Origin of the sequence: Bacillus sp. CR71 (genome assembly GCF_003429245.1) — a bacterium.
Taxonomy (GTDB): Bacteria; Bacillota; Bacilli; order Bacillales; family Bacillaceae_G; genus Bacillus_A; species Bacillus_A thuringiensis_S.
Genome location: NZ_CP031748.1, coordinates 1,082,383 through 1,102,940, shown reverse-complemented (window position 1 = coordinate 1,102,940; position 20,558 = coordinate 1,082,383). Strand labels below are relative to the sequence as shown.

Genomic DNA, 20,558 nt, shown 5'->3' with positions numbered 1-20,558 from the left:
TATAGCTTTTAGAAAGATTTATAGATGAACCAAGGAAAAGATGCCCTCTATTAAAATAAAAAAGCACCAAAAAGGTGCTTTTTTTACGCTTCAACCGATTGATTTTCAGCAACATTTTTAAATTGTCGTTTGTGCATCAAAGTTAAGGAGGCGATTGTTCCAAGTGATAATACAACGATAAAGATCATGAGCATTCCTATGTTTTGCCACATGAAGTTAAAGTCTCCGCTTGATACAACTGCTTTCAATCCTGATACAGAGTATGTCATCGGTAACCAAGCATTAAATGGTTGTAAAAACTTCGGAATTAACTCTAACGGGAATGTTCCAGCACTTGTTGTAAGCTGAATAATTAATGTGATGATGGCGATGAAACGCCCTGCATCACCGAATGCTGTTACTAAACATTGAATTAATGCAATAAACGCTAAACTTGTAACGATGCTAAAGAGTATGAAGTACGGAATACTTTGTACTTCTACACCTAATCCGAACAGTAATATAACATCTGCTACTATCGCTTGAATAATACCGACCGATAGTAAAACACCGAACTTACTAATAAACCAGCTAAACCCTGATTTTGGAACACCAACTGTGTCACGTAATGGATATACGATAGATAATAATAATGCCCCAACAAATAAACCGAGTGATAAGAAATACGGCGTAAATCCAGTTCCGTAGTTTGGAACTTCCGCCATTTTCTCCGTCTTCACTTTTACAGGGCTTGCAAACATATCATACGTTTTATCCGTCCCTTTTACTTCACCAGTTTTTTCTGCTCCTTCGCCCAGTTTCTCAGCAAGTTCGCCTGAACCGTCGTTTACTTTCACGAGGCCATCTGTTACTTTTCCTGATCCATCTGCTAGTTTATTTACGCCGTCGATTAGCTGGGTTGAGCCTGTTGACATTTGATTTAGGCCACCATTTAGAGTACCTAAGCCAGTTGTTACTTGGCTTGAACCGTCTGTTAATTGCGTTATTCCTCCTGACATTTGATTTGCTCCCGCGGATAATGTACCTAAACCACCTGTTACTTTGCTTGAGCCGTCCGCTAATTGAGTTACTCCATCAATTAATTGATCTGACCCCTTATTTAATTTATTTACACCTACTTTGGCATTATTTAATCCTTCACCAAATCCGTGAAACTTACTTACAAATTGGTTTTGCGCATTCATTAATTTCGTAATACCATCCGTTAAAGTATTAATCCCACCTGAATTCGGTAGTTTGTTTTGCATTTCACTTGCCTTTTGATTTATTTCACCTTTTAGTTGATTTACTTCTTCGTTTAGTGTCTTTGTTCCACCCGATACTACAGCAACTTTTTGTTGAACTGTCGCTGTACTTTTTGCCGCATTTGTTATATACGGTTGTAACTGCTCTTGATATTCTTTTGGTAAACTCTCAATTTGCTTTTGTAAATTAGCTACATCTTGCGCTGCATTTTTGGCATCTCCTGCTGTTGATTGAGTAAATCCATTTAACTGATTTACGTTTTTTTCAGCTCCGTCTATTTTCTCATTTACTTTATTTAATATTGTAGGAACTTTCGCCTGCATTTCTTCTAAACCTGCAGCGGAACTTTTCACTTTACTATCTAATTCTTGCAAACCCTTTTCAATTTTTTGAGAAACCCCCTCTAATTGACTTTGTCCTCCAACAAGCTGTTCCATACCAGCTGCTAATTCATTCGTTCCTGTTTTTAATTCACCTGATTTATTTACTAACGTATTCAAACCCGCTGTTACTTTCTGAGATCCATCTTGCAATTTCCCTATACCCGTCTGCATCTCACCTGTTTTGCTATTTAACGTATTTAAACCATTTGTTACTTTGCCTGATCCATCTACTAATTTATTAGATCCATCTGCTAATTTCTGAGCTCCATCCTTCATCTCTCCAGACTTCCCTTGAAGTGTATGAAGGCCATCCGTCACTTTACTGGAACCATCATGCAGCTCACTTGATCCGTCGTGTAGTTTATTTGCTCCTTCCGCCCCATCTGCTAATCCTTTTGAGACGTCTTGAATAGAATCAAACATTTTCTCTGCATATGTTTTCGTTAACGTACTTGATACTTCACCTTTAATTTTTTCAATGGCTGTTCCGCCAATTTGTGAAGATAAGAAGTTTAAGCTTTCGTTTGGAATGTATTCTAAATTTAATGGTTTTGGATCATCTTTTAATAACGTTGTAGCGTTACTTGAGAAGTCATCTGGAATGCGTACTAACATGTAATACTTTCTACCTTCCATTCCTTTTTCCGCTTCTTTTTCACTTACAAATTCCCATTTGAAACTTGTATTATCTTTTAAGTTATCAACGAGCCCTTTTCCGACCTCAATTGGTTTCCCATCAAATACTGCACCTTTATCTAAATTGACTACCGCAACTGGTAAATCATCTAACTGTTTATACGGATCCCAAAAGGCCCATAAAAACATACCTGCATATAAAATTGGCACGAATAAAACCGCGATAATTGGAATTAATATTTTTTTACTTTTTATAATTTCAGTAAACTCTTTACGAAGTAACTGATTCCATTTCATCATTTCTCCCCCTTTTCTAAATGACCACATTGTTCATTTGGTCATTTTCACTCAAACAAAAAGGCTATACTTGTTCATACATATGCCTTATCCCCGAATTTATTACTATGCAACTTTTTCTCATTATAATTTTTCTATAACTCCTCCTCAAATTAAATATATGACCTCATTATTAATTTGGTCATTTTTTTATAAAATTAAAAGGATCATCTTAGTTTGACAATCCTTTTAGTAAATAAAGTTCAAATAACTCTGCAATTTTTTCTTTTTCTAGCGGTTCATGATTTTTTTCCCAATCAAAAATAAGCGATACATATAGACGAAGCATAATAAATGCTGTAATTTCTGGATCACATTTGCTAATTTCACCTTTTTCAATCGCAATCTTTAAATACGATTGAATAACAGAAACAATTTCCACATCAACTTGTTGCATGACTTCTTGTACTTCTTTCGTTCCCATATCGCGCTCTTCTTGAATTAATTTAATCATGAGCTGATGTTCTTTTCTAAATTCCAAGATGCTATATAATGCTCTATGTACATTTTCAAAAAATGAAACATCTGAACGAATTGCACTTTCTGCAACTTGCTTCATTTCTGTAATTAAATTAGAAATAATTTCACCAAATAGCTCTTCTTTATTTTTGAAAAAAGTATAAATCGTTCCTTTTCCTACATTCGCTAACTTCGCTACTTGATCCATCGTTGTTGCTTTATAACCGAACGCTGAAAAAGACTTTGTTGCAGCTTCAATAATAGAACGTTTTCGATCTATCGCCACATCTTCACCTCCAAAAATGACCAATTGGATAATATAGTCAATCAGTACACCTTTGATATTACCACACGCTTACATTCTAGACAAGTTCTCTTTTTTATTATTTCCAGTATAAAAAAATTCCAGTCAGTGTATATCATACTGTCCATAGTTTATCAGAAGAAAAGAGAAAAGGAAAAGGTGTTCTTAAGATATATGATTAAACCTTACTTCACAACAACAAAATTCCTCTTTTTCAAATAATCAAATAAAAAAACAAGAAAATCTTTACAATTAATAGTAATATAGAAAATAGACAAGTTTATCAAAATAGTGGAGGCTTTTTCAGTCATGATGCGTGCGCTTCGTTTAAATATAAAGCAAGCTTTTTGTAATCGTGTTTCTTTAATTATTATGTTTAGTGGACTAGCTCTTATTTTTATTTACCATTATTATTATGTAATTCGTTACATTGGGGATGGAACGGATGCGTTTGTAACAACAGCTTTTAAATGGATTGGATTTCGCGACAATGAAATGGATGTTTATTTATTATTAATGCCCGTTATTGCTAGTTTCCCCTTTAGTACAAGTTACAATTCGGATAAATCAGATGGTTTTAAACCGTTTGTAAGTAAAGGGATTTCTTTGTTCCCTTATTCAGTAACGAAATATATCGTTACATTCTTTTGTGGCGGACTTCTTTATACATTTCCATTCATCTTATCGTTATTATTTTGCAAATTAACCATTCCAGACGGAGAACCGACGGCTGGTTCAGGCATTATAAATGATAATGGGATGTTTGCAAACTTATATTACGAATCTCCCCTCACTTACATTACTGTATATATCGGAATTAATTTTTTATTTGCAGGTTTAATGGCCCTTTTAGGACTTGCAGCATCTGCGTGGTCACAAAAGGACTATATGGCGATTCTCTTCCCATTTGCAGTTGCCTCCATTCCATACGTCCTGCTAAATACGATATTCCCTACAATAGGTGGAGCGCCTTTTCATTTATATGACCCAAAACAACCGTTGCATGGCATGTCGCCGTATATTTTAACGATGCAATGCACTTTTTTCCTTCTCGTTAGTTTATTCATGTACATACAAGGAGTAAAGCGTGATAGAAAAAAATATAGAAGAAGGTTGCAAAGAAGAGAGCGGTGTAGAAAGGCTTTTCAAGTATAATAAAACCCTAATTTCCTTACTATATTGGAAATTAGGGTTTTATTTACTATTCATTTACGGTGTACCAGCCAATCCCCATAAAATAACAACCGCTACAAAATAAATTGCTTTAATCGCCACTACTAAACATAATGAAGCAATTGCATATTTACTTAATTCTCTTCTTGCACCTATTAAAGTGAAAATAACCGCCAAACTAAATGTTATATAAGAAGTTGCTGTATGTATTAAGTTATACGTAATGTCTAAATTACTTGTAAGTCCTGTTATATCAGCTACAAACTGAAGCATGACGATCGTACTAAAAAAAATTGCAAACTGATTCATTAATTTTCCATTTATTCGTGCTTGCATCGCTGCCCTCCTAACGACTGAATATTCAATTAATTTTATCATCAGATTACAAAAAAAGGAATCATCTCTTTATACTATTGATGCAGAAACAAAAAAGAACGCTCAGTCACCTAAGCGTTCCTTTCTTTAAGAAGCTTTCTTCAAATCAATTTGAGCAAGTACTGGGTCATGATCGCTTACACGTCCGTGCTCTTTCATTATGTTTGAGTTTAAGTGCACTGGATCTACAATTGTGTGCGGTGCGATGTTGTTTGTTACTAAAATATGATCTAACACTTGTGCATTTCCTTCGTGAATGTACGTGTAACGATTCTCTTTCGGCACTGTGTTTAACATATTCTTTAAGTTTGTTCCTTCTAGTGCTTTTAGTGGTTTAGCAAACTCAAAATCGTTCATATCTCCTAACACAACAACTGGTGCATTTGTGTTCTTTTTCTGAATTCCTTGTACAAATTGATTTACTTCTTGTGCTAACTGAATTCGTTTGTCTTCACTTTTTAATACGAGCGGTTGCACTTTTCCAAATGGCGTTGCATCCCCTATTTTTGAGTTTAAGTGATTTGCAACGACAACAACGTTTTGTCCTTGGAACGTAAATTCTGCCGCTAACGGTTTACGTGTACTTTCAAATAATGAACTTTCGTCTCCAATGCGAACCACATTTTTATCAAGTAACTTCGGTACTGCTGCTAATTTCACGCGTGATGGGTTGTAGAAGAAACCGACGCGAATATTCGCTCCTGGTGCTCCTCCGTCTAGATTATTGTTTGGAGCAATTTCTACATACTCATACTTCGGTCCACGAATTTCTAGAACTGCATCAATGATACGTTTTGCGCTCAATGACGCATCTGTTGTACCGTCATTAATTGATCCGTTATTATCTTGCATTTCCTCTACACCGATAATATCTGGCATTTTTAAATTGTATTTAATAGAATACGCTAACGCTTTTACCTTTTCATCTGTTGTTTCTTTTTTATTCGCCGAGAAGTTTTCAATGTTATATGTAGCAACTGTTAACTTATCAAGACGAGGCTGAATATTTGCCCCTACTTGCTTAAATCCACCATCCACTACAGCTGGCAATTCTGTTATTGGCGAAATACGGAAAGAACCGTAATCATATCCTACTACCCCTGTTATATCTCCAGTGAAAGTATCTCCTACTTTTGCTACATAATCGCGAGGCACTTTTACAGAAAGACGCTCTGGGTTTAATTGATTTTCATCTAATAGAGGTGTGCCATATTGTGTTACTATTTTATCTCCACCATTTTTTACTGTTACATATAAATTTCCGTTTTTCTGAGGTGCAATAATTTTTGGTGTTGGCATCGTAACACGCATACCTTCTATACTTTCATAGAAGTCGATTGCATCTTCATTTGGATCAAATAAACCAAATGCATCATTATCAATAATCTGATCCGGGATTTTCACACCGTTTTCCCCAAGTACAATCGGTGCTGGTAAAGATTGATCTTTTGCGATTACAACAACGCGACTCGCCTTAATTTCTGTCGTCGTTAAGTCTGTTTCAAATCGCTCTGCATATCCTGGTCCAACATATTCTTCTACTACTCCATCAACTTGAATAAGATCTCCTACTGCTACATTCGCATCTTTTTTGTATACGTACATACCTTCTGAAGTAGCTGGATCATTATCTAGCTGATTGTCTTCTATATAAAAGCCGTTTTTATCAAGCGCTGTGACAACGCCTTCCACATTGTATACTTTCTTCCCGTTGTAAGGAGACATATGTGATTTTCCTTGAATGTCATGAATACGAACCTGTTCATTATTTACGATAATAAACGAAAACGTCGAAATTGCTGAAGAAGTAAGCCCTTCTTTTTCTGCGATTGCTTTCACTACACTATTTTCATTCACTACAATTTGTCCATTATAACGAACGCTTTTATTAGTAGGATTAGAGCCATCTAACGTATAGTAGATTGTTGCCCCTTCTGTATTCGTCGTTAATGTTACCGCTGTTCCTTTAGCAACTTCTCCACCGTTCGGTGAAGCTACTACATCGCTAACACGGTTTTGGCCTTCACCTTGAAACTTATAAGCTGTTACTGATTTTAAACCTGGGTTACTAAAATATAATTCAAGAGTCCCAGTCAAACTAACTTTCTTCCCGATATTTTCAGGATGATCTTTTACATTCACTGCCGTTCTCACATCACCTTTTGGCAACTGAACAGGCATGATTTTGTCTGGATTCGTTTCGTTTGGCGAATCTGCAATTGCTACGTTTGTATCATCAAACTTAGCTGGATCCTTCGTATATTTAGAAGAACTTTGCGTATATCCAACAATGTACCCTTCCACTATCCCCTTCGTTTTCCCTTGCTGCTTAAATACTTGAATTGCTTTTTCTACTGACATAGAAGCAGTTTCTTCTGCTTGCGCTAAAGTTCCAGTAAATGAAAGCAATAGCAAGAATGATAAAAAGACACTTAACAATTTCTTCACAGCCATTTTCCTCTCCATATTTCATATTTTCTCAGCATTTCTATCATAACAAATGATTCGTTATATAGAACTATTTTTCGACAAATTTTACAAAAGATTTATTTAATTTACAAGCTTTCAACCTATAATACAAAATAATAATTTTACACCTTCTACAAATGCACTCTATAATGTTAGAGAGAGAAAACAGAAAATATCGACATTTGATTGGCATGTAAAATGGATTCATTTGAATAGGAGTGATTGGATGGAAGTGCAAACAGAAACATACCGCGCAGCTATGAATGGAACATTAGAACGTCATTTTTCAGATATGATTGCTGTTATACCAACTAGAATTACAATTGAGCAGTTAAAACAGCGGCTAGAGACTATCGCTACTAAAGTTGATGAGTTAAAAATTGTTTATAGTGATGAGACAAGCCTTATTTTTGAGTTACATATGGATGAAGCAATCATACCGTATGAACTGCATATTGATGAGGCGAATGACCCAGAAGAATACAAAATGTACAATAGACAAGATTCTACAATCGTAGATCGTAATTTTGAAGATGCGGCTTTCGGCACTGAAATTTTCACTCGTACGCTATTTGTAGGCGATGTACTGGACTGCTTTTTCCAGCAGTTACAGTTTTTATGGAATCTCGCCCCAGATTTGTTATTTGTAATCGATTCAAGTGCAGCAATGAAAGTGATATCTAGAAGCTATATTGAATATCACGTTGAAAATGAATTATTACCTGACATTCCTGACTTGTACGTTATTCATTCTGTTTATGAAGACGATAAAGATGATGAGCCTACGCAATATTGGTTTCATACACACGGTCTTTTAAGAGCAGGCGTAACTGAAATAGAGTTAATTATTCCAAATCGCATTTCTTCCTACTACGGCATTAGCGATCTCTTTCAAACATTTGCTAATAATGCGGTTGAAAATGGACAAGTCCCTATGAATGAGCCTATCGTTATCGCGCATAGTCAGCAAGGTTCTATACATACAGTCGCTGTTCCGTGGGAAAAAGGATTATCTTATATAGGGCATAAAACGAGTATGGACCAATTATCTTCAATCGAGGATGAAGAAGTGAAACTACAACCAATAGATGCACAAAATACATTCTTAGGCGGAATGGATGCCCGAGATGAATACCATCAATCTCCATCCGTTCTCTTATTCAAATTTAATACTTCAGAAGAATATATTGAAAGTTTTTTCAAAGAACACGAGGAAGCTACAGGGCTCATGTTCTATAAAACAAATAGTGAAACCAATCGTATGGCTTACAATGCGAAAAATACTTTCGGGTATTTCAGCAACATTTTTCACATTGAACAATCAAATGAAGATTTTCGTTTCCTTGCTAAGTTTGGTGTCTCCTACGAAGAAGGAAAAAGTGAACATATGTGGTTTGAAATGCAAAACATTACGGAAGATTTCATTCAAGGAATACTCATTAATGAACCATATTTTATAGAAGATATGAGTGAAGGAAATAGTTATCATTTAGATTTTGATAACTTAACAGAGTGGGTTATTTATGCAGGAGATGCCGTTATAAAGCCAAATAACTTATATATGTTTATTGGCGAATAAGTATTTTATACAATAAACGAAACGCCTTCAATATAATTGAAGGCGTTTCGTTTATTGTGCGATTAATTCAGCATCTATTACTTTCTCCAAATGAGATAATACACGCTTTGCAGCTTCCTCACCTTGATTAATACAATCTGGAAGTCCAGCACCAGCATAGGAGCTACCTGCCAAGTATATACCAGGCAACTCTTTCTGCATAAATGTTGTGAGCTTTTTCATTCGCTCATTATGGCCTACTGTATATTGAGGCATCGCTTCTTTCCAGCGGCTTACGATTGTAAATTCTGGATCCTCTGTAATATCCATCGTTTTTCTTAAATCTTCTAGTACGAGCTGAACGAGTTCTTCTTCAGTTTGTTCTACAACCGCTTCATCACCAGCACGTCCAACGTAACAGCGAAGGAGTGTTTTTCCTTCTGGCGTTGTATGTGGCCATTTTTTATGCGTCCACGTACATGCTGTAATCGTGTAATCGCTATTTCGTGATACGACAAATCCTGTACCATTAATATCGCGCCGGATTGCTGACTTTTGGAAAGCAAGTGCCACATTCGCAACGGATGTGGCCGGAATATTACGGAAGAAACGAAACTGCTTGTACTGAGCAAACATGGACGGCAATACTTTATGCGAAGTTGCCACTACGATGGCGTCCGCTTCTATTTCTTTTCCATTACTAAGAGTAATTGTATAACCATCACCCTGTTTTGCAACTTTTTCAATGCGAGTTCCCTTTATTATCGTACCTTCATGCATCTTCACTTCGAGAGATTCTACGATAGATTCTAAACCTGTTTTCACTGTTTGGAAGATTCCTTTTTTCGGTTTAGCTTTCTCTTCTTTCGGAGCGAGCGTACGCATACCGAGTGAAATACTGCGATGTTTCTGCTCAATCTGATACATTTGCGGGAATGTTGACATTAAGCTCATTTCATCAATATCCCCTGCATAAATACCCGATAGTAACGGTTCTATTAAGTTTTCAACCACTTCGTTTCCGAGGCGATGTCTGAAAAATTGTCCGAGTGATTGGTCAGATACTGGCTTTGACCTCGGCATTAATAGATCAAAACCAGCTCTTAGTTTACCAATTGGGGAGAACAGCCCGGAAAATAGAAACGGCGTAATTTGCGTTGGAATTCCCATCATTGATCCGCTCGGCATTTTATGTAACCGATTGTTTACGAGGATAAATGATTGACCGGCTTGATTATTTACAAGTTCATCGCCAAGACCTAATTCTTTCACTAATCTAGCTGCACTTTCTTTTCGTGCTAAGAAAGAATCCGGTCCGCGTTCAATTGTAAATCCATCTTTTCGAACGGTTTGAATTTTTCCGCCAAGTTTACCCGATGCTTCTATAAGTAATGTATCAATCGGCAAGTTTTTTTCATGAATATTTTTTTGTAAGTTATACATTGCTGTTAATCCCGTTATGCCTCCGCCGACGATCACAACTTTTTTCCTCAAGCAGGCTCCCCCTTTCTTCTTACAGTACAGATTCTTTTTTCTTTAATACAACATCTGTTAAACAATCAATAAATGCGTCCGATGCATTTGGCATTTCTGGACGATAATATTTCGCACCAATTTCATCCGTTACAACTTTACACTCAAAGTCGTTGTCATATAAAACTTCTAAATGTTCAGCAACAAATCCAACTGGTGCATATACGAATGAAGTATAACCGTGCCTTTCATTTAGTTCTCTCGTTAAATCTTGTACATCTGGACCAATCCAAGGATCTGGTGTGTTTCCTGCACTTTGCCAGCCTACTGCATAGTTTGCTACTTCAGCTCCGCGCGCGATATAATCAGCTGTTTCATTTAATTGATCTGGATATGGATCGCCCATTGCAATAATTTTCTCTGGTAAGCTATGTGCAGATACGATTAATACTGCTTTTTCACGCTCTGCATCTGACATACCGTTATATATACCTTTCACTGCATCAACCCAGTACTGGATGAATTTCGGCTCTTTATACCAGCTATCGATGCCGTGAATTATTAAGTTCCCAAGTTTCTCAGCTTCTTCTTGTGCTCGTCCAACGTATGATTTCACGCTAAACGTAGAATAGTGAGGTGCAAGAACAAGTGCGATTGCATCTTGTATTCCGTCGTTATGCATATCTTTCACCGCATCTTCAATAAACGGTTCAATATGTTTTAAACCAAGATACATATGGTACTCTACTTCATCTTGCACTTCATTTAAACGCTTCTCTAACTTCTTAGCTTGCTCTAATGTAATAGTAGCTAAAGGAGAAATACCACCAATTGCACGGTAACGCTCTGTTAAATCTTCCAGCATTTCAGGACTTGGCTTTCTTCCTCTGCGAATATGTGTATAGTAACGTTCAATATCTTCTTCTTTATATGGCGTTCCATATGCCATTACAAGCAAACCAATTTTCTTTTTCATACAGCAATTCTCCTTTACTTCGCTAACTGCCCTTTAGAGTATTCATGAATAAATGTAGTTAAACGTTTTAATGTATCTGGATTTACTTCTGGGAATACACCGTGTCCTAAGTTAAAGATATAACCAGGCTCTTTCATCCCTTGATCTAAAATACCTTTTACATGTTCTTCAATAACAGACCATGGCGCAAGTAAGAATGAAGGGTCCATATTTCCTTGTACCGCCTTATGAACGCCGCGTGCACGTGCTTCTTCAATTGGTAAACGCCAGTCTAAGCCGACTACATCAAGCGGTAAATCGTGCCACTCATTCACTAAGTGTGCAGCTCCTACGCCGTGCATAATCATCGGTACACCCATAGGGCGAACTTCTGCAAAAATACGCTCCATTGCTGGTTTAATAAATACGCGGTAATCTGCTACATTTACTGTTCCAACCCAAGAATCGAAAATTTGAACTGCTTTTGCTCCTGCGTTAATTTGCGCTTTTAAATATGTAATAACCATATCTGCTAGCTTATCCATTAAAGCAAACCAAGCTTTTGGCTCTGCATACATGAACGCTTTCGTATTATGGTAGTTACGAGATGGACCGCCTTCAATCATATAGCTCGCTAATGTAAATGGAGCTCCTGAAAAACCGATTAACGGTACGTCTAACATTTCTGTCGTTAATAAACGAATTGTATCTAGTATGTACGGTACATCATCTTCTGGATTGATTTCCCCTAGTTTTTCTACGTCTTGTAAAGAACGGATTGGGTTATCGATAACTGGGCCAATACCTGATTTAATTTCTACATCCACACCAATTGCAGGTAGTGGTGACATAATATCTTTATAAAGAATTGCTGCGTCTACGTTATATTGATCAACCGGCAATTTTGTAACGTAAGCACATAACTCTGGATTGTGTGTAATTTCAAATAAAGAATACTTTTCTTTAATCTTTCTATATTCCGGCTGTGAACGACCTGCTTGACGCATATACCATGCTGGTACATAATCGGTACGTTCCCCCCTACATGCTTTTAAAAATGTCTCATTTATAGTTCTTACCAAGACCCTTGCTCCCTTCCTTACCAATGCTTCGAATACGTTCGATATTTATCTTTTTTTACTATACAGCTTGTAAAAACAAAATGCATAATATTATGTACGTTGTTCATTAAATTGACACAAACATTCGTAAAAACGCTTACTATTTTCACAACATTCTTATTATAACACAGAGAAAAACTATGGTTTAGCTACTTTTGACTTTTCTCCTTCGCGATTCGTTTGTGAATTATATGGTACAACGTAAAAGCTCGGTTTTGAAAATATGTTAACGAACTTTTCCTCATATTCTCCAGCACCATTTACAGTGCTAACATGCGTATGAATTCCGTTCTCCACTCTATAGATTCGGTACATAATTCTGTTATCTGGAAGTGGCGTCCAACTTAATTTTGCTTTAAATAAACCGAAAGGGCTAAATGATAGTTTCATTTTTACATCTTCAATTTTGCGCAGCCGAATCGGAGCACCGATTGTTTCCACACCTTCAGGCTTCATAAACTTCTCTTTATGTTCTACATTAGCCTTCGTTAAAATTTTCTTAAACAATTTTGTCGCAGATGCACTTTCTCCTTGCAACTGATGTTCCTTATCCGTACGGTCATAACCAATCCAAACAGCGCCTACTAAGTTCGGTGTATAGCCGACGAACCACATATCTCTTGCTCCCTTATCGTCATTTGGCAATGAAGTTGTACCCGTTTTTCCAGCTAGCGCACCGTTATATACACCTGCTCTCGCTGTCCCCTCCTTCACAACTCCTTCTAACATTTTCGTCATATACCATGCCGTCTGTTTCGAAAAAATTTTCGTCTCTACTTTCGGTGATTCCCCAATGACTGCACCGTGTCTATTTAATACTTTATCAATAACGTGCGGCTCGATAATATTTCCATTTGCTAAAAATGAACGATACATTTTTACAAGATCAAATGTTGAAACGCCATTTTTCAATCCGCCAAGCGCTGTACTTAAACCAGCATCTGCAATATGGACATTTCCTTTTTCTAAATATTGCTTTCCTTCTTCTACCCCTAACTCATTTAATAAAGAAACTGCCGGTACGTTTGCCGACTCTAAAATCGCATCATACATCGTCATTTCTTTTGAATACTCATGATTATAATTTCGAGGTTCATACCCTTCAAAAGAATTTCTTTCATTCGTTAATAAAGAATACGGATTATACTTTTTCGTTTCTAGTGCTGGTGCATAAACGATAAGTGGTTTTAAAACAGATCCGGGCTGCCTTTTGGCAAAAACACGATTAAATCCTCTCGGGACGTACTTTCTTCCCCCAATCGCCGCTTTAATCCCTCCCGTATGATTATCCATTAATAAAAATGCACCTTGTGCCCCTTCTTCTTTCCCAGGAAAATTCCTTGCATCTTGAAACTGGTTATACGCTACCTTTTGAATTTTTTCATCCATAGGTACGACAAACGTATATCCTCCGCGAAGTACTTCTTGATGAGACAATCCGTATAAACGAGCTGCTTCATCTATGACCATATCAATATACGGCATATATGCGAGCTCATTTTCGTCTAAGTTTTTATATAAAGCAATCGTCTTTCCTTGATAACGTACGCTATCTTCGGCAGTCAAATAGCCTTGTTTATGCATAAGTGACAATACTAGATCGCGGCGTTCCTTACTCTTCTCTGCAGAATAGTACGGTGAATATCCGTTTGGTGACTTCGGAAGGCCTGCAAGCATTGCCCCTTCCTCTACTGTTAAATCCTCAACATTTTTATTAAAATACAGCTTTGCTGCTGCTTGAATACCGTAAGCCCCATGACCAAAATAAATATGATTCATATACATTTCAAGAATTTGTTGCTTCGTATATTTTTGCTCTAATTGAAGAGAAATTGCGACTTCCTTCAATTTGCGCGTAAATGTTTTTTCACGAGTTAAAAAGACATTTTTAGCGAGTTGCTGCGTAATGGTACTACCGCCCTCTAGCTTTTCTCCAGCTAACGTATCTTTATAAAGAGCACGGAATATAGACGGATAATCAATTCCTTGATGCTCATAAAAACGAGAATCTTCCACCGCAACAAACGCCTGCTGCACATACTTCGGAATTTGCTCGATCGGTACGAGCTCCCTATTTTCTACGTATAATTTCGTAATTTCTTTCCCTTTCTGGTCAACGATACGTGATGAAGAGTGGAAAACGAGCTGCTTTTCATCCATCATATAGCCACCAGCTAACACGATAAGTTTATAGAGTACAATCGCTACTATAAACGTTGCGACGCCACCTAATAAAGTCCACTTTACTTTCTTCATACATCGGCCTTCTTTCCAAATGATGGTACATTTATTATTTGAAAAAGAAGTATCTTTATGTATATAATCTTCGAAGTTTTTTAAGAGAGTTGATATAATAGAAACAAACTATTAAGGGGGCATTAAAATGAAGGCTATTATTTCATACGAAACACCTCTAGAACAAGCACATTTCACTGCAAAAAATGATGAGAAAAATATGTTTTATAAAGAAAATACAGAAGAATCTGTAGAAGGCTCACTTCAGTATGACGTACTAGATGCTGTCGGTGAATTTAAAGGACAACCTGGCTATATCGTTTGTAACAATATTTCTGTAACAGACGAAGGTCGCCCAGTATTTGAAAACCGTTTTAAAAACCGTGCAGGCCTTATTGAAAACGAACCAGGATTCCAAGCGATCCGTGTTCTACGCCCATTAAGTAACGATACATATGTCATCTTAACGATGTGGGAAACGGAGCAAAACTTTAAAGATTGGACAGAATCACGTTCATTCGAAAACGCTCATAAAAAACGTCCTGCACAAGCAGAAGGACAAGCACAGGCACAGGCGCATCCACATGCCGAACAGCAAAAGAGTATTTTCTCTCGTCCGTCGTTCGTGACTACTTTTGATGTGTTAGTTTAATTAAAAAGTAATACAACACTAGCAGTACGTGAAATTATATTAACGATTTTTCGAATATATCTATCATATCTTTGAATATATCAACGATTTTTTCAATTTATCTATCACATCTTGAAATATATCAACGATTTTTTCAATTTATCTATCACATCTTGAAATATATCAACGATTCGACTAAAGATATCGATTTAATGACAAAAAGGAAACACCACTACACATCGGTGTTTCCTTTTTCTTTGTACCAATTATATATACGAAGCGAATCTTTTTTTCTCATATGCTTTACTTCATAACCGCGCCCGGCTACCGCTACAAGAGTTGTACATAATTCATCTTTTCTTTGAAAATACGATTGATTATAACCTACTGCTTGAACATGTCTTCTTCGCATTATTCCTGTATATTTCGAAAAATTACGATATACAACCGTTAGTTGATTTTCTCTTAATTCATAACCACCACTTTTATATCTAGCATACGCAAGTAACGAAAACACGATAAATAACGGTAAAATAACAAACAACGCAATATATTGTTTAAAATATATACTCACGCTGGCAATTAGAACTGTGAGTATGATACTTATTAACCAGCCCATAATGAAATAACGACGCAACGCTGTTTTTGGTAAGTGAACGATCTCCGCTTCGATTTCATAAGGTAACTCTAAATATGTGAGCAGGTGCTGTACATCTTTTTTCTTCATAAATGGATGCAACATTACTTCGTTACTTGCTGCTCCAATACTTTGAATTGCTTCCACTTCAACAGCACAATAGCCAAACGGCTGGCGAAGCATACCTTCTTTTACAGTAATCGCTTGAATGCGGTGCAATTTTAAGACAAACTCTTTCTTTTCAAATAATCCTTGAACGATACGAATCTCTTCCCCTTTTCGCCCAATTTTAAAGTTTGCATATTTCAACACATATCCAGCCGTGGAAATAATCCATGAAATTGCCATTAAAATTAATGCAATTACAATTAGTTTATAAACACCGTTTCCCATCACATACGCTTCTACTTTACTTGTGAATCCTTCAGGAAGAACAAAATCAAACTTTGTGTAAAGAAGTACTAGTCCAGAGAACACTAGTCCGAACCGACCAGATGTAATCGCTGCGGCTAAAACCTCTTTCGCTGTTAACTGATAAACCGTCTTGCTTTCTTCCTCTTCTATTTCTTCTTTTACAGTAGTTTCTTTCTTATGTAATACAGAGATTAAATGTTTTGCCTCGTCTTCTTTAATACCAGCCAACATCACTTCTGGTTCATTACCACCACCGGCTACTTCTATATTTAACTTCATGAGTCCGAGCATTTGATAAATGAAGTTAGAAGACGTACTAATATTTTGTACACGCTCTTTATTTAAATAGCTTTCCTTCTTTACAAAAACACCGTGCTTTACATGTAACATATTATTCTCAATCCAGTACAATTTAAAATACCATTTAATTGCTGAAAAAATAGCCATGATGAATAAAACAACCAGAAGGAAAAGATAAAATAAATACCAAGGTTCCACTTGTTCATCAGGTTTAAATAAAACAAGAATAATAAGTGGCAACAAACTCGCAACCCTAATACCTAACAATATCGTGATCGGATGTTGCCTCTTATACATCCTCATCACTCACTTTCGCAAGTTCTCCAATTTGTCTTTTCAGCTGTTCTGCTTCTTCTTTCGTTAAACCTGGGATACTATGAGAAGTTGCGGCTGTTGAAATGTGTAATTCTGCTAAATTATACTTTCTCATAATCGGCCCTTGCTCAATCGTTACGTGCTGCACACGGATCATCGGAATAAGTACGCGTTCTACAACAAACATTCCCTTTTGAATCTCAATCTCTTCTTCATTTAATCTGTAACTATAATAGCGCTGACGTAAATTTGGAAACACAAAATAATCAAGTGGAATAAATGTAATGGCTCCTGTTACTAATAGTCCAAACAACCACCCCCACCAGTTAAAGTTAATCATGAAAAAGAAATATGCAATTACGACTGTTAGTATAACTGCCGCCCCAATTAAAGCGTGAATCCTCCACACTTTCAGCATATTAGAATGAATCTCCCTTTCTAACGGCTGCATCTCATCACTCCAATTCTATGAATTTATTACTTATATATTATCAAAAAATAAGGTTTTATATACATTTTTGTAAATTTATAGTCAAATAAATATAAGTGAATCAAAAGCATGTTAAAAAACATATATTATAAATATGAATTATATTAGACCAAATAAACCCTGCATGATTCATGCAAGGTTTATCGTTTTATACACAATATATTTCATCATTGTTGAGATATACTAGCATCGCTTTCAATTCGATTTTCTTTTTGACTCAGTTTTTTATCTTTAGATTTTTTTAATGTTAAAGTCATGCCAATAAAAATAAAAAGAATTCCTGTTATTTGCATTAAAGTTGGACGGAATCCAGTAAGTACAGTATCTAATAATATTGCCACTGCCGGATCTAAAAAAACTAATATTGAGATTGTTTTTGTAGATAAATGGCGTAAACTATCAAAAAACAGATAATACACTATCCCAGTGTGAATAAAACCAGTAGCTATAATATATGTCCAATTACTTTGAGTGAGGCCACTAAAAGCATCTAAATCTATAAATGGTATTAAAAGAAATATCCCCAAGAATGTTTGTAAAAATGTCATTGCATACGCACTCATTTTGTTAATCCCTTTACCAAATAAAGTTGTAAATGCATAAAAGAGAGCTGCAAGAAATCCCCATATCATACCTGAAGACATTAATGAGCCTACAGAGAAGCTTCCATCGATACCAGCAATTAATAAAGCTCCCACAAAACACACAATTATTGAAATGATAGATATTAATGTTAATTTTTCTTTAAAGACGATACTTCCAATTAACAGTACAATTACTGGTGCAAGATGATAAACTGAGATAGCAATTGTAACTGACATATTTTCAAAGGCTTTAAATAAGAAAACCCAATTAAATACTAAGAAAAAGCCACATATTAAAACTTGAATAACTTCTTTTCGTTCCCATTTATCTTGTTTATATTGCCCTGTAAGCAACCAGCATACACTTAAAAATATTGTCGCAAAAATACACCTTACAAACACTAATTCAAACGAAGGCAAGTTTGTTTGAACAGAAAAAAATCCAACTGATCCAAAGATAACCATTGATGCTATCATCTTTAAGGCCGGTACCGTTTTCTCTTGCTTAAAACTTTTTTGAAACAAATTAATCCCCCTCCAATAAAAAAATCTGTTTATAGTGAGAAAAACACCAGCCTAAAAAAGGACAGGTGCTTTTCCTCAAAAACACTCAACTACAAGTTTTTCCCAGCAGTCCAACCACCATCAATTACAAAATTAGAACCAGTAATAAAGCGGGCCTGATCAGAAATCAAGTACTCAATACATGAAACAATATCCTGCGGCAATCCCCAAGTATCTAAAGATTGATTACTTTTTATCATAGACATCAATGCTTTATTACTAAAGTATTCTTCTGTAAGTTCAGTTCTAATAACACCGGGAGAAATGCTATTTACCCTTATATTTTGCTTCCCAAATTCCATAGCCATCTGTTTAGTCAATCCGATTAAGGCATGCTTTGATGCCACATAAGCAGCTCGCTCTGGTTCAGCCATTAATCCAGAAACCGATGCTATATTCACAATACAACCTTTTATTTTCGATTCACACCATCGCTTCGCTACTTCCCTAGAAAGTATAAATGGGGCTACTAAATTTACATCAATTACTTTTTTAAACATGTCATCGGATAAATTTAAAACAGGTGTTATCTCTCGAATACCAGCAGCATTTATTAATATATCAGGAGAAAGCTTTTCTAAATCTAATTGAGTAAAAAGATTATGAATCGCTTCACTATTACTTAAATCAATTTGCACTACTTTCAAAGGCATATCTGTTTTCATATAATCTATTAAGTTATTATTATTAATATCAAGAGCTATTACATGAAAGGATTTTTCTAAAAAGTATTTTATACAAGCATGACCTATACCGCTATTGGCTCCAGAAATCATAATTATTTTATTCTCTCTCATTTTGTCTCCTTATAAGAAAATGTTACTAATAAAATATCACGAAAAGCTTCAGTACTACATTCTGTTCCAAGTGGCGTTACGGCATGGAAAACCTTTTGTCCAAATACTAAAGTTTCTAAAGGCTCCTTCAAACTTATAAACTGATTAATTTCCCTTGGAGAATTAGCTATTAAATTATCTCCGCCAATAGCTGTATTACTTAAATTCATAAGGTGTAAAAACACTACTGGTTCATCATCTTTATGTAACCAAATAGGTGAACTAAAAGATGGTCTTTCTTTAGTAGCTTTATATCTTACTTGATGTAAACCTATAATTAAATCTTTACTTGTATCTATTATATTTGTTTTAAATGCAAATTCAGTATCGAAACGCACGATATTTTGAATTAAAGGATTATATAAAAAACTATCATTTATGCTATGGAACTGTCTAACTTTACCGCCATCATCATAGTTATATTCTTTAGATTGGAAGTAATCATTACTATTATCTAAAATATAATCTGGTGAATCAACATACTTTATATACCTTGAATAAGATCTAGCACGGCATTCACCGTACGCATCATCTTCCAAATTATAATAATCTAACTGTGCTTGTGTTAATAAACGATGATTCTCTTCCTCTTGTAAAAAGATTTCATTTGAGATTTCAAGGAATCCCTTAGATTCAAATTCATGTACCTTTTCTTCTATGCTAAAGCCACTCATTTTACTAAGAACAAACGTCATTATAAAAACCTCCACACTATTGTATTTTTCTTTCTCACCCTATGTTAGAAATGCAATAAGTAACCGAGATTCTTGCTTAATAAAATTAAAAATTATGATATTCAATTAATACACCAAATGAAATATATGTAATCCATTAAAACTATTTCTTAAGCAATATTATATATCCTCTTGGTTATTTTTTCTAATTATCTGAAGATTTTTCAACATTAGTCTTAATATTCAAAATTAAAGAAATGTATTTTTCAGAAAGAGAAAACTGCGAGTATTGCAATTATTTATGTATATAACTTTTTTTAAAATTATATTTTAAATATAACTAGTTTTTTATAATTTTTTTGATATAATTACATACGGGAAACGGGAAGAA

At 35.5% G+C, this 20,558-nt stretch carries 16 protein-coding genes; 3 read left to right on the top strand and 13 right to left on the bottom strand.

Going from position 1 to position 20,558, the window contains the following annotated elements; genetic code table 11:
* Positions 1-83 precede the first annotated feature (83 nt).
* Together DOS87_RS05670 and DOS87_RS05665 are read right to left on the bottom strand one after the other, a co-directional pair.
* On the bottom strand, positions 84-2,561 hold the full coding sequence (locus DOS87_RS05670) for a YhgE/Pip domain-containing protein (protein WP_000871856.1): 2,478 nt from the start codon (positions 2,559-2,561) through the stop codon (positions 84-86).
* Positions 2,562-2,772: 211 nt separating this feature from the next.
* Positions 2,773-3,345 carry a TetR/AcrR family transcriptional regulator gene (locus DOS87_RS05665; RefSeq protein WP_000963381.1) on the bottom strand — a complete coding sequence of 191 codons (573 nt, stop codon included), beginning with the start codon at positions 3,343-3,345 and terminating at the stop codon, positions 2,773-2,775.
* A 327-nt stretch (positions 3,346-3,672) separates the two neighbouring features.
* On the opposite strand from DOS87_RS05665, the gene DOS87_RS05660 reads away from it, so the two are divergent.
* On the top strand, positions 3,673-4,518 hold the full coding sequence (locus DOS87_RS05660) for a hypothetical protein (protein WP_000984163.1): 846 nt from the start codon (positions 3,673-3,675) through the stop codon (positions 4,516-4,518).
* 54 nt (positions 4,519-4,572) lie between these two features.
* Here DOS87_RS05660 and DOS87_RS05655 read toward each other — a convergent pair whose 3' ends face one another.
* Both DOS87_RS05655 and DOS87_RS05650 read right to left on the bottom strand, forming a co-directional pair.
* Entirely contained in the window at positions 4,573-4,872 is a 300-nt protein-coding gene (locus DOS87_RS05655; RefSeq protein WP_001148894.1) for a hypothetical protein, read from the bottom strand.
* 126 nt (positions 4,873-4,998) lie between these two features.
* Positions 4,999-7,365, bottom strand: coding sequence for a DUF6359 domain-containing protein (locus tag DOS87_RS05650; RefSeq protein ID WP_016097880.1), 2,367 nt, complete (start codon positions 7,363-7,365; stop codon positions 4,999-5,001).
* A 241-nt stretch (positions 7,366-7,606) separates the two neighbouring features.
* On the opposite strand from DOS87_RS05650, the gene DOS87_RS05645 reads away from it, so the two are divergent.
* On the top strand, positions 7,607-8,959 hold the full coding sequence (locus DOS87_RS05645) for a DUF4026 domain-containing protein (protein WP_000453727.1): 1,353 nt from the start codon (positions 7,607-7,609) through the stop codon (positions 8,957-8,959).
* A 51-nt stretch (positions 8,960-9,010) separates the two neighbouring features.
* Here DOS87_RS05645 and hemY read toward each other — a convergent pair whose 3' ends face one another.
* The 4 genes from hemY to DOS87_RS05625 form a co-directional block, all read right to left on the bottom strand.
* Positions 9,011-10,432, bottom strand: a complete 1,422-nt coding sequence (hemY, locus tag DOS87_RS05640; protein ID WP_001228109.1) for a protoporphyrinogen oxidase — start codon at positions 10,430-10,432, stop codon at positions 9,011-9,013.
* Positions 10,433-10,451: 19 nt separating this feature from the next.
* Entirely contained in the window at positions 10,452-11,387 is a 936-nt protein-coding gene (hemH, locus tag DOS87_RS05635; RefSeq protein ID WP_000726772.1) for a ferrochelatase, read from the bottom strand.
* A gap of 14 nt (positions 11,388-11,401) precedes the next feature.
* Positions 11,402-12,448 carry a uroporphyrinogen decarboxylase gene (hemE, locus tag DOS87_RS05630; protein ID WP_000252608.1) on the bottom strand — a complete coding sequence of 349 codons (1,047 nt, stop codon included), beginning with the start codon at positions 12,446-12,448 and terminating at the stop codon, positions 11,402-11,404.
* A 177-nt stretch (positions 12,449-12,625) separates the two neighbouring features.
* Positions 12,626-14,743, bottom strand: coding sequence for a transglycosylase domain-containing protein (locus DOS87_RS05625; protein WP_042597272.1), 2,118 nt, complete (start codon positions 14,741-14,743; stop codon positions 12,626-12,628).
* 127 nt (positions 14,744-14,870) lie between these two features.
* Between DOS87_RS05625 and hmoB the strand changes: the two genes are divergently transcribed.
* Positions 14,871-15,374 carry a heme-degrading monooxygenase HmoB gene (gene hmoB / locus DOS87_RS05620; RefSeq protein ID WP_079245157.1) on the top strand — a complete coding sequence of 168 codons (504 nt, stop codon included), beginning with the start codon at positions 14,871-14,873 and terminating at the stop codon, positions 15,372-15,374.
* A gap of 211 nt (positions 15,375-15,585) precedes the next feature.
* Here the strand turns inward: hmoB and DOS87_RS05615 are convergent, their stop codons facing one another.
* The 5 genes from DOS87_RS05615 to DOS87_RS05595 all read right to left on the bottom strand — a co-directional run bounded on the left by DOS87_RS05615 (position 15,586) and on the right by DOS87_RS05595 (position 20,188).
* Positions 15,586-17,001 (bottom strand): PH domain-containing protein, encoded by a 1,416-nt coding sequence (locus DOS87_RS05615; RefSeq protein ID WP_098577892.1) that lies wholly within the window; start codon positions 16,999-17,001, stop codon positions 15,586-15,588.
* On the bottom strand, positions 16,994-17,470 hold the full coding sequence (locus DOS87_RS05610; RefSeq protein ID WP_001182720.1) for a PH domain-containing protein: 477 nt from the start codon (positions 17,468-17,470) through the stop codon (positions 16,994-16,996). The genes DOS87_RS05615 and DOS87_RS05610 overlap by 8 nt, the downstream gene beginning before the upstream one ends.
* Positions 17,471-17,676: 206 nt before the next feature.
* Positions 17,677-18,618, bottom strand: coding sequence for a DMT family transporter (locus DOS87_RS05605; protein WP_052658746.1), 942 nt, complete (start codon positions 18,616-18,618; stop codon positions 17,677-17,679).
* A gap of 89 nt (positions 18,619-18,707) precedes the next feature.
* Positions 18,708-19,454, bottom strand: a complete 747-nt coding sequence (locus tag DOS87_RS05600) for an SDR family NAD(P)-dependent oxidoreductase (protein WP_001208943.1) — start codon at positions 19,452-19,454, stop codon at positions 18,708-18,710.
* Positions 19,451-20,188, bottom strand: a complete 738-nt coding sequence (locus DOS87_RS05595; protein ID WP_000144818.1) for a 2OG-Fe dioxygenase family protein — start codon at positions 20,186-20,188, stop codon at positions 19,451-19,453. Before DOS87_RS05595 ends, DOS87_RS05600 begins: the two co-directional genes overlap by 4 nt.
* Positions 20,189-20,558 lie beyond the last annotated feature (370 nt).

Coding starts and splice junctions, on each gene's coding strand:
- DOS87_RS05670 (WP_000871856.1), bottom strand. CDS start 2,561: ATGAAATGGAATCAGTTACTTCGTAAAGAGTTTACTGAAATTATAAAA.
- DOS87_RS05660 (WP_000984163.1), top strand. CDS start 3,673: ATGATGCGTGCGCTTCGTTTAAATATAAAGCAAGCTTTTTGTAATCGT.
- DOS87_RS05655 (WP_001148894.1), bottom strand. CDS start 4,872: ATGCAAGCACGAATAAATGGAAAATTAATGAATCAGTTTGCAATTTTT.
- DOS87_RS05650 (WP_016097880.1), bottom strand. CDS start 7,365: ATGGCTGTGAAGAAATTGTTAAGTGTCTTTTTATCATTCTTGCTATTG.
- DOS87_RS05645 (WP_000453727.1), top strand. CDS start 7,607: ATGGAAGTGCAAACAGAAACATACCGCGCAGCTATGAATGGAACATTA.
- hemH (WP_000726772.1), bottom strand. CDS start 11,387: ATGAAAAAGAAAATTGGTTTGCTTGTAATGGCATATGGAACGCCATAT.
- DOS87_RS05625 (WP_042597272.1), bottom strand. CDS start 14,743: ATGAAGAAAGTAAAGTGGACTTTATTAGGTGGCGTCGCAACGTTTATA.
- hmoB (WP_079245157.1), top strand. CDS start 14,871: ATGAAGGCTATTATTTCATACGAAACACCTCTAGAACAAGCACATTTC.
- DOS87_RS05615 (WP_098577892.1), bottom strand. CDS start 17,001: ATGTATAAGAGGCAACATCCGATCACGATATTGTTAGGTATTAGGGTT.
- DOS87_RS05610 (WP_001182720.1), bottom strand. CDS start 17,470: ATGCAGCCGTTAGAAAGGGAGATTCATTCTAATATGCTGAAAGTGTGG.
- DOS87_RS05600 (WP_001208943.1), bottom strand. CDS start 19,454: ATGAGAGAGAATAAAATAATTATGATTTCTGGAGCCAATAGCGGTATA.
- DOS87_RS05595 (WP_000144818.1), bottom strand. CDS start 20,188: ATGACGTTTGTTCTTAGTAAAATGAGTGGCTTTAGCATAGAAGAAAAG.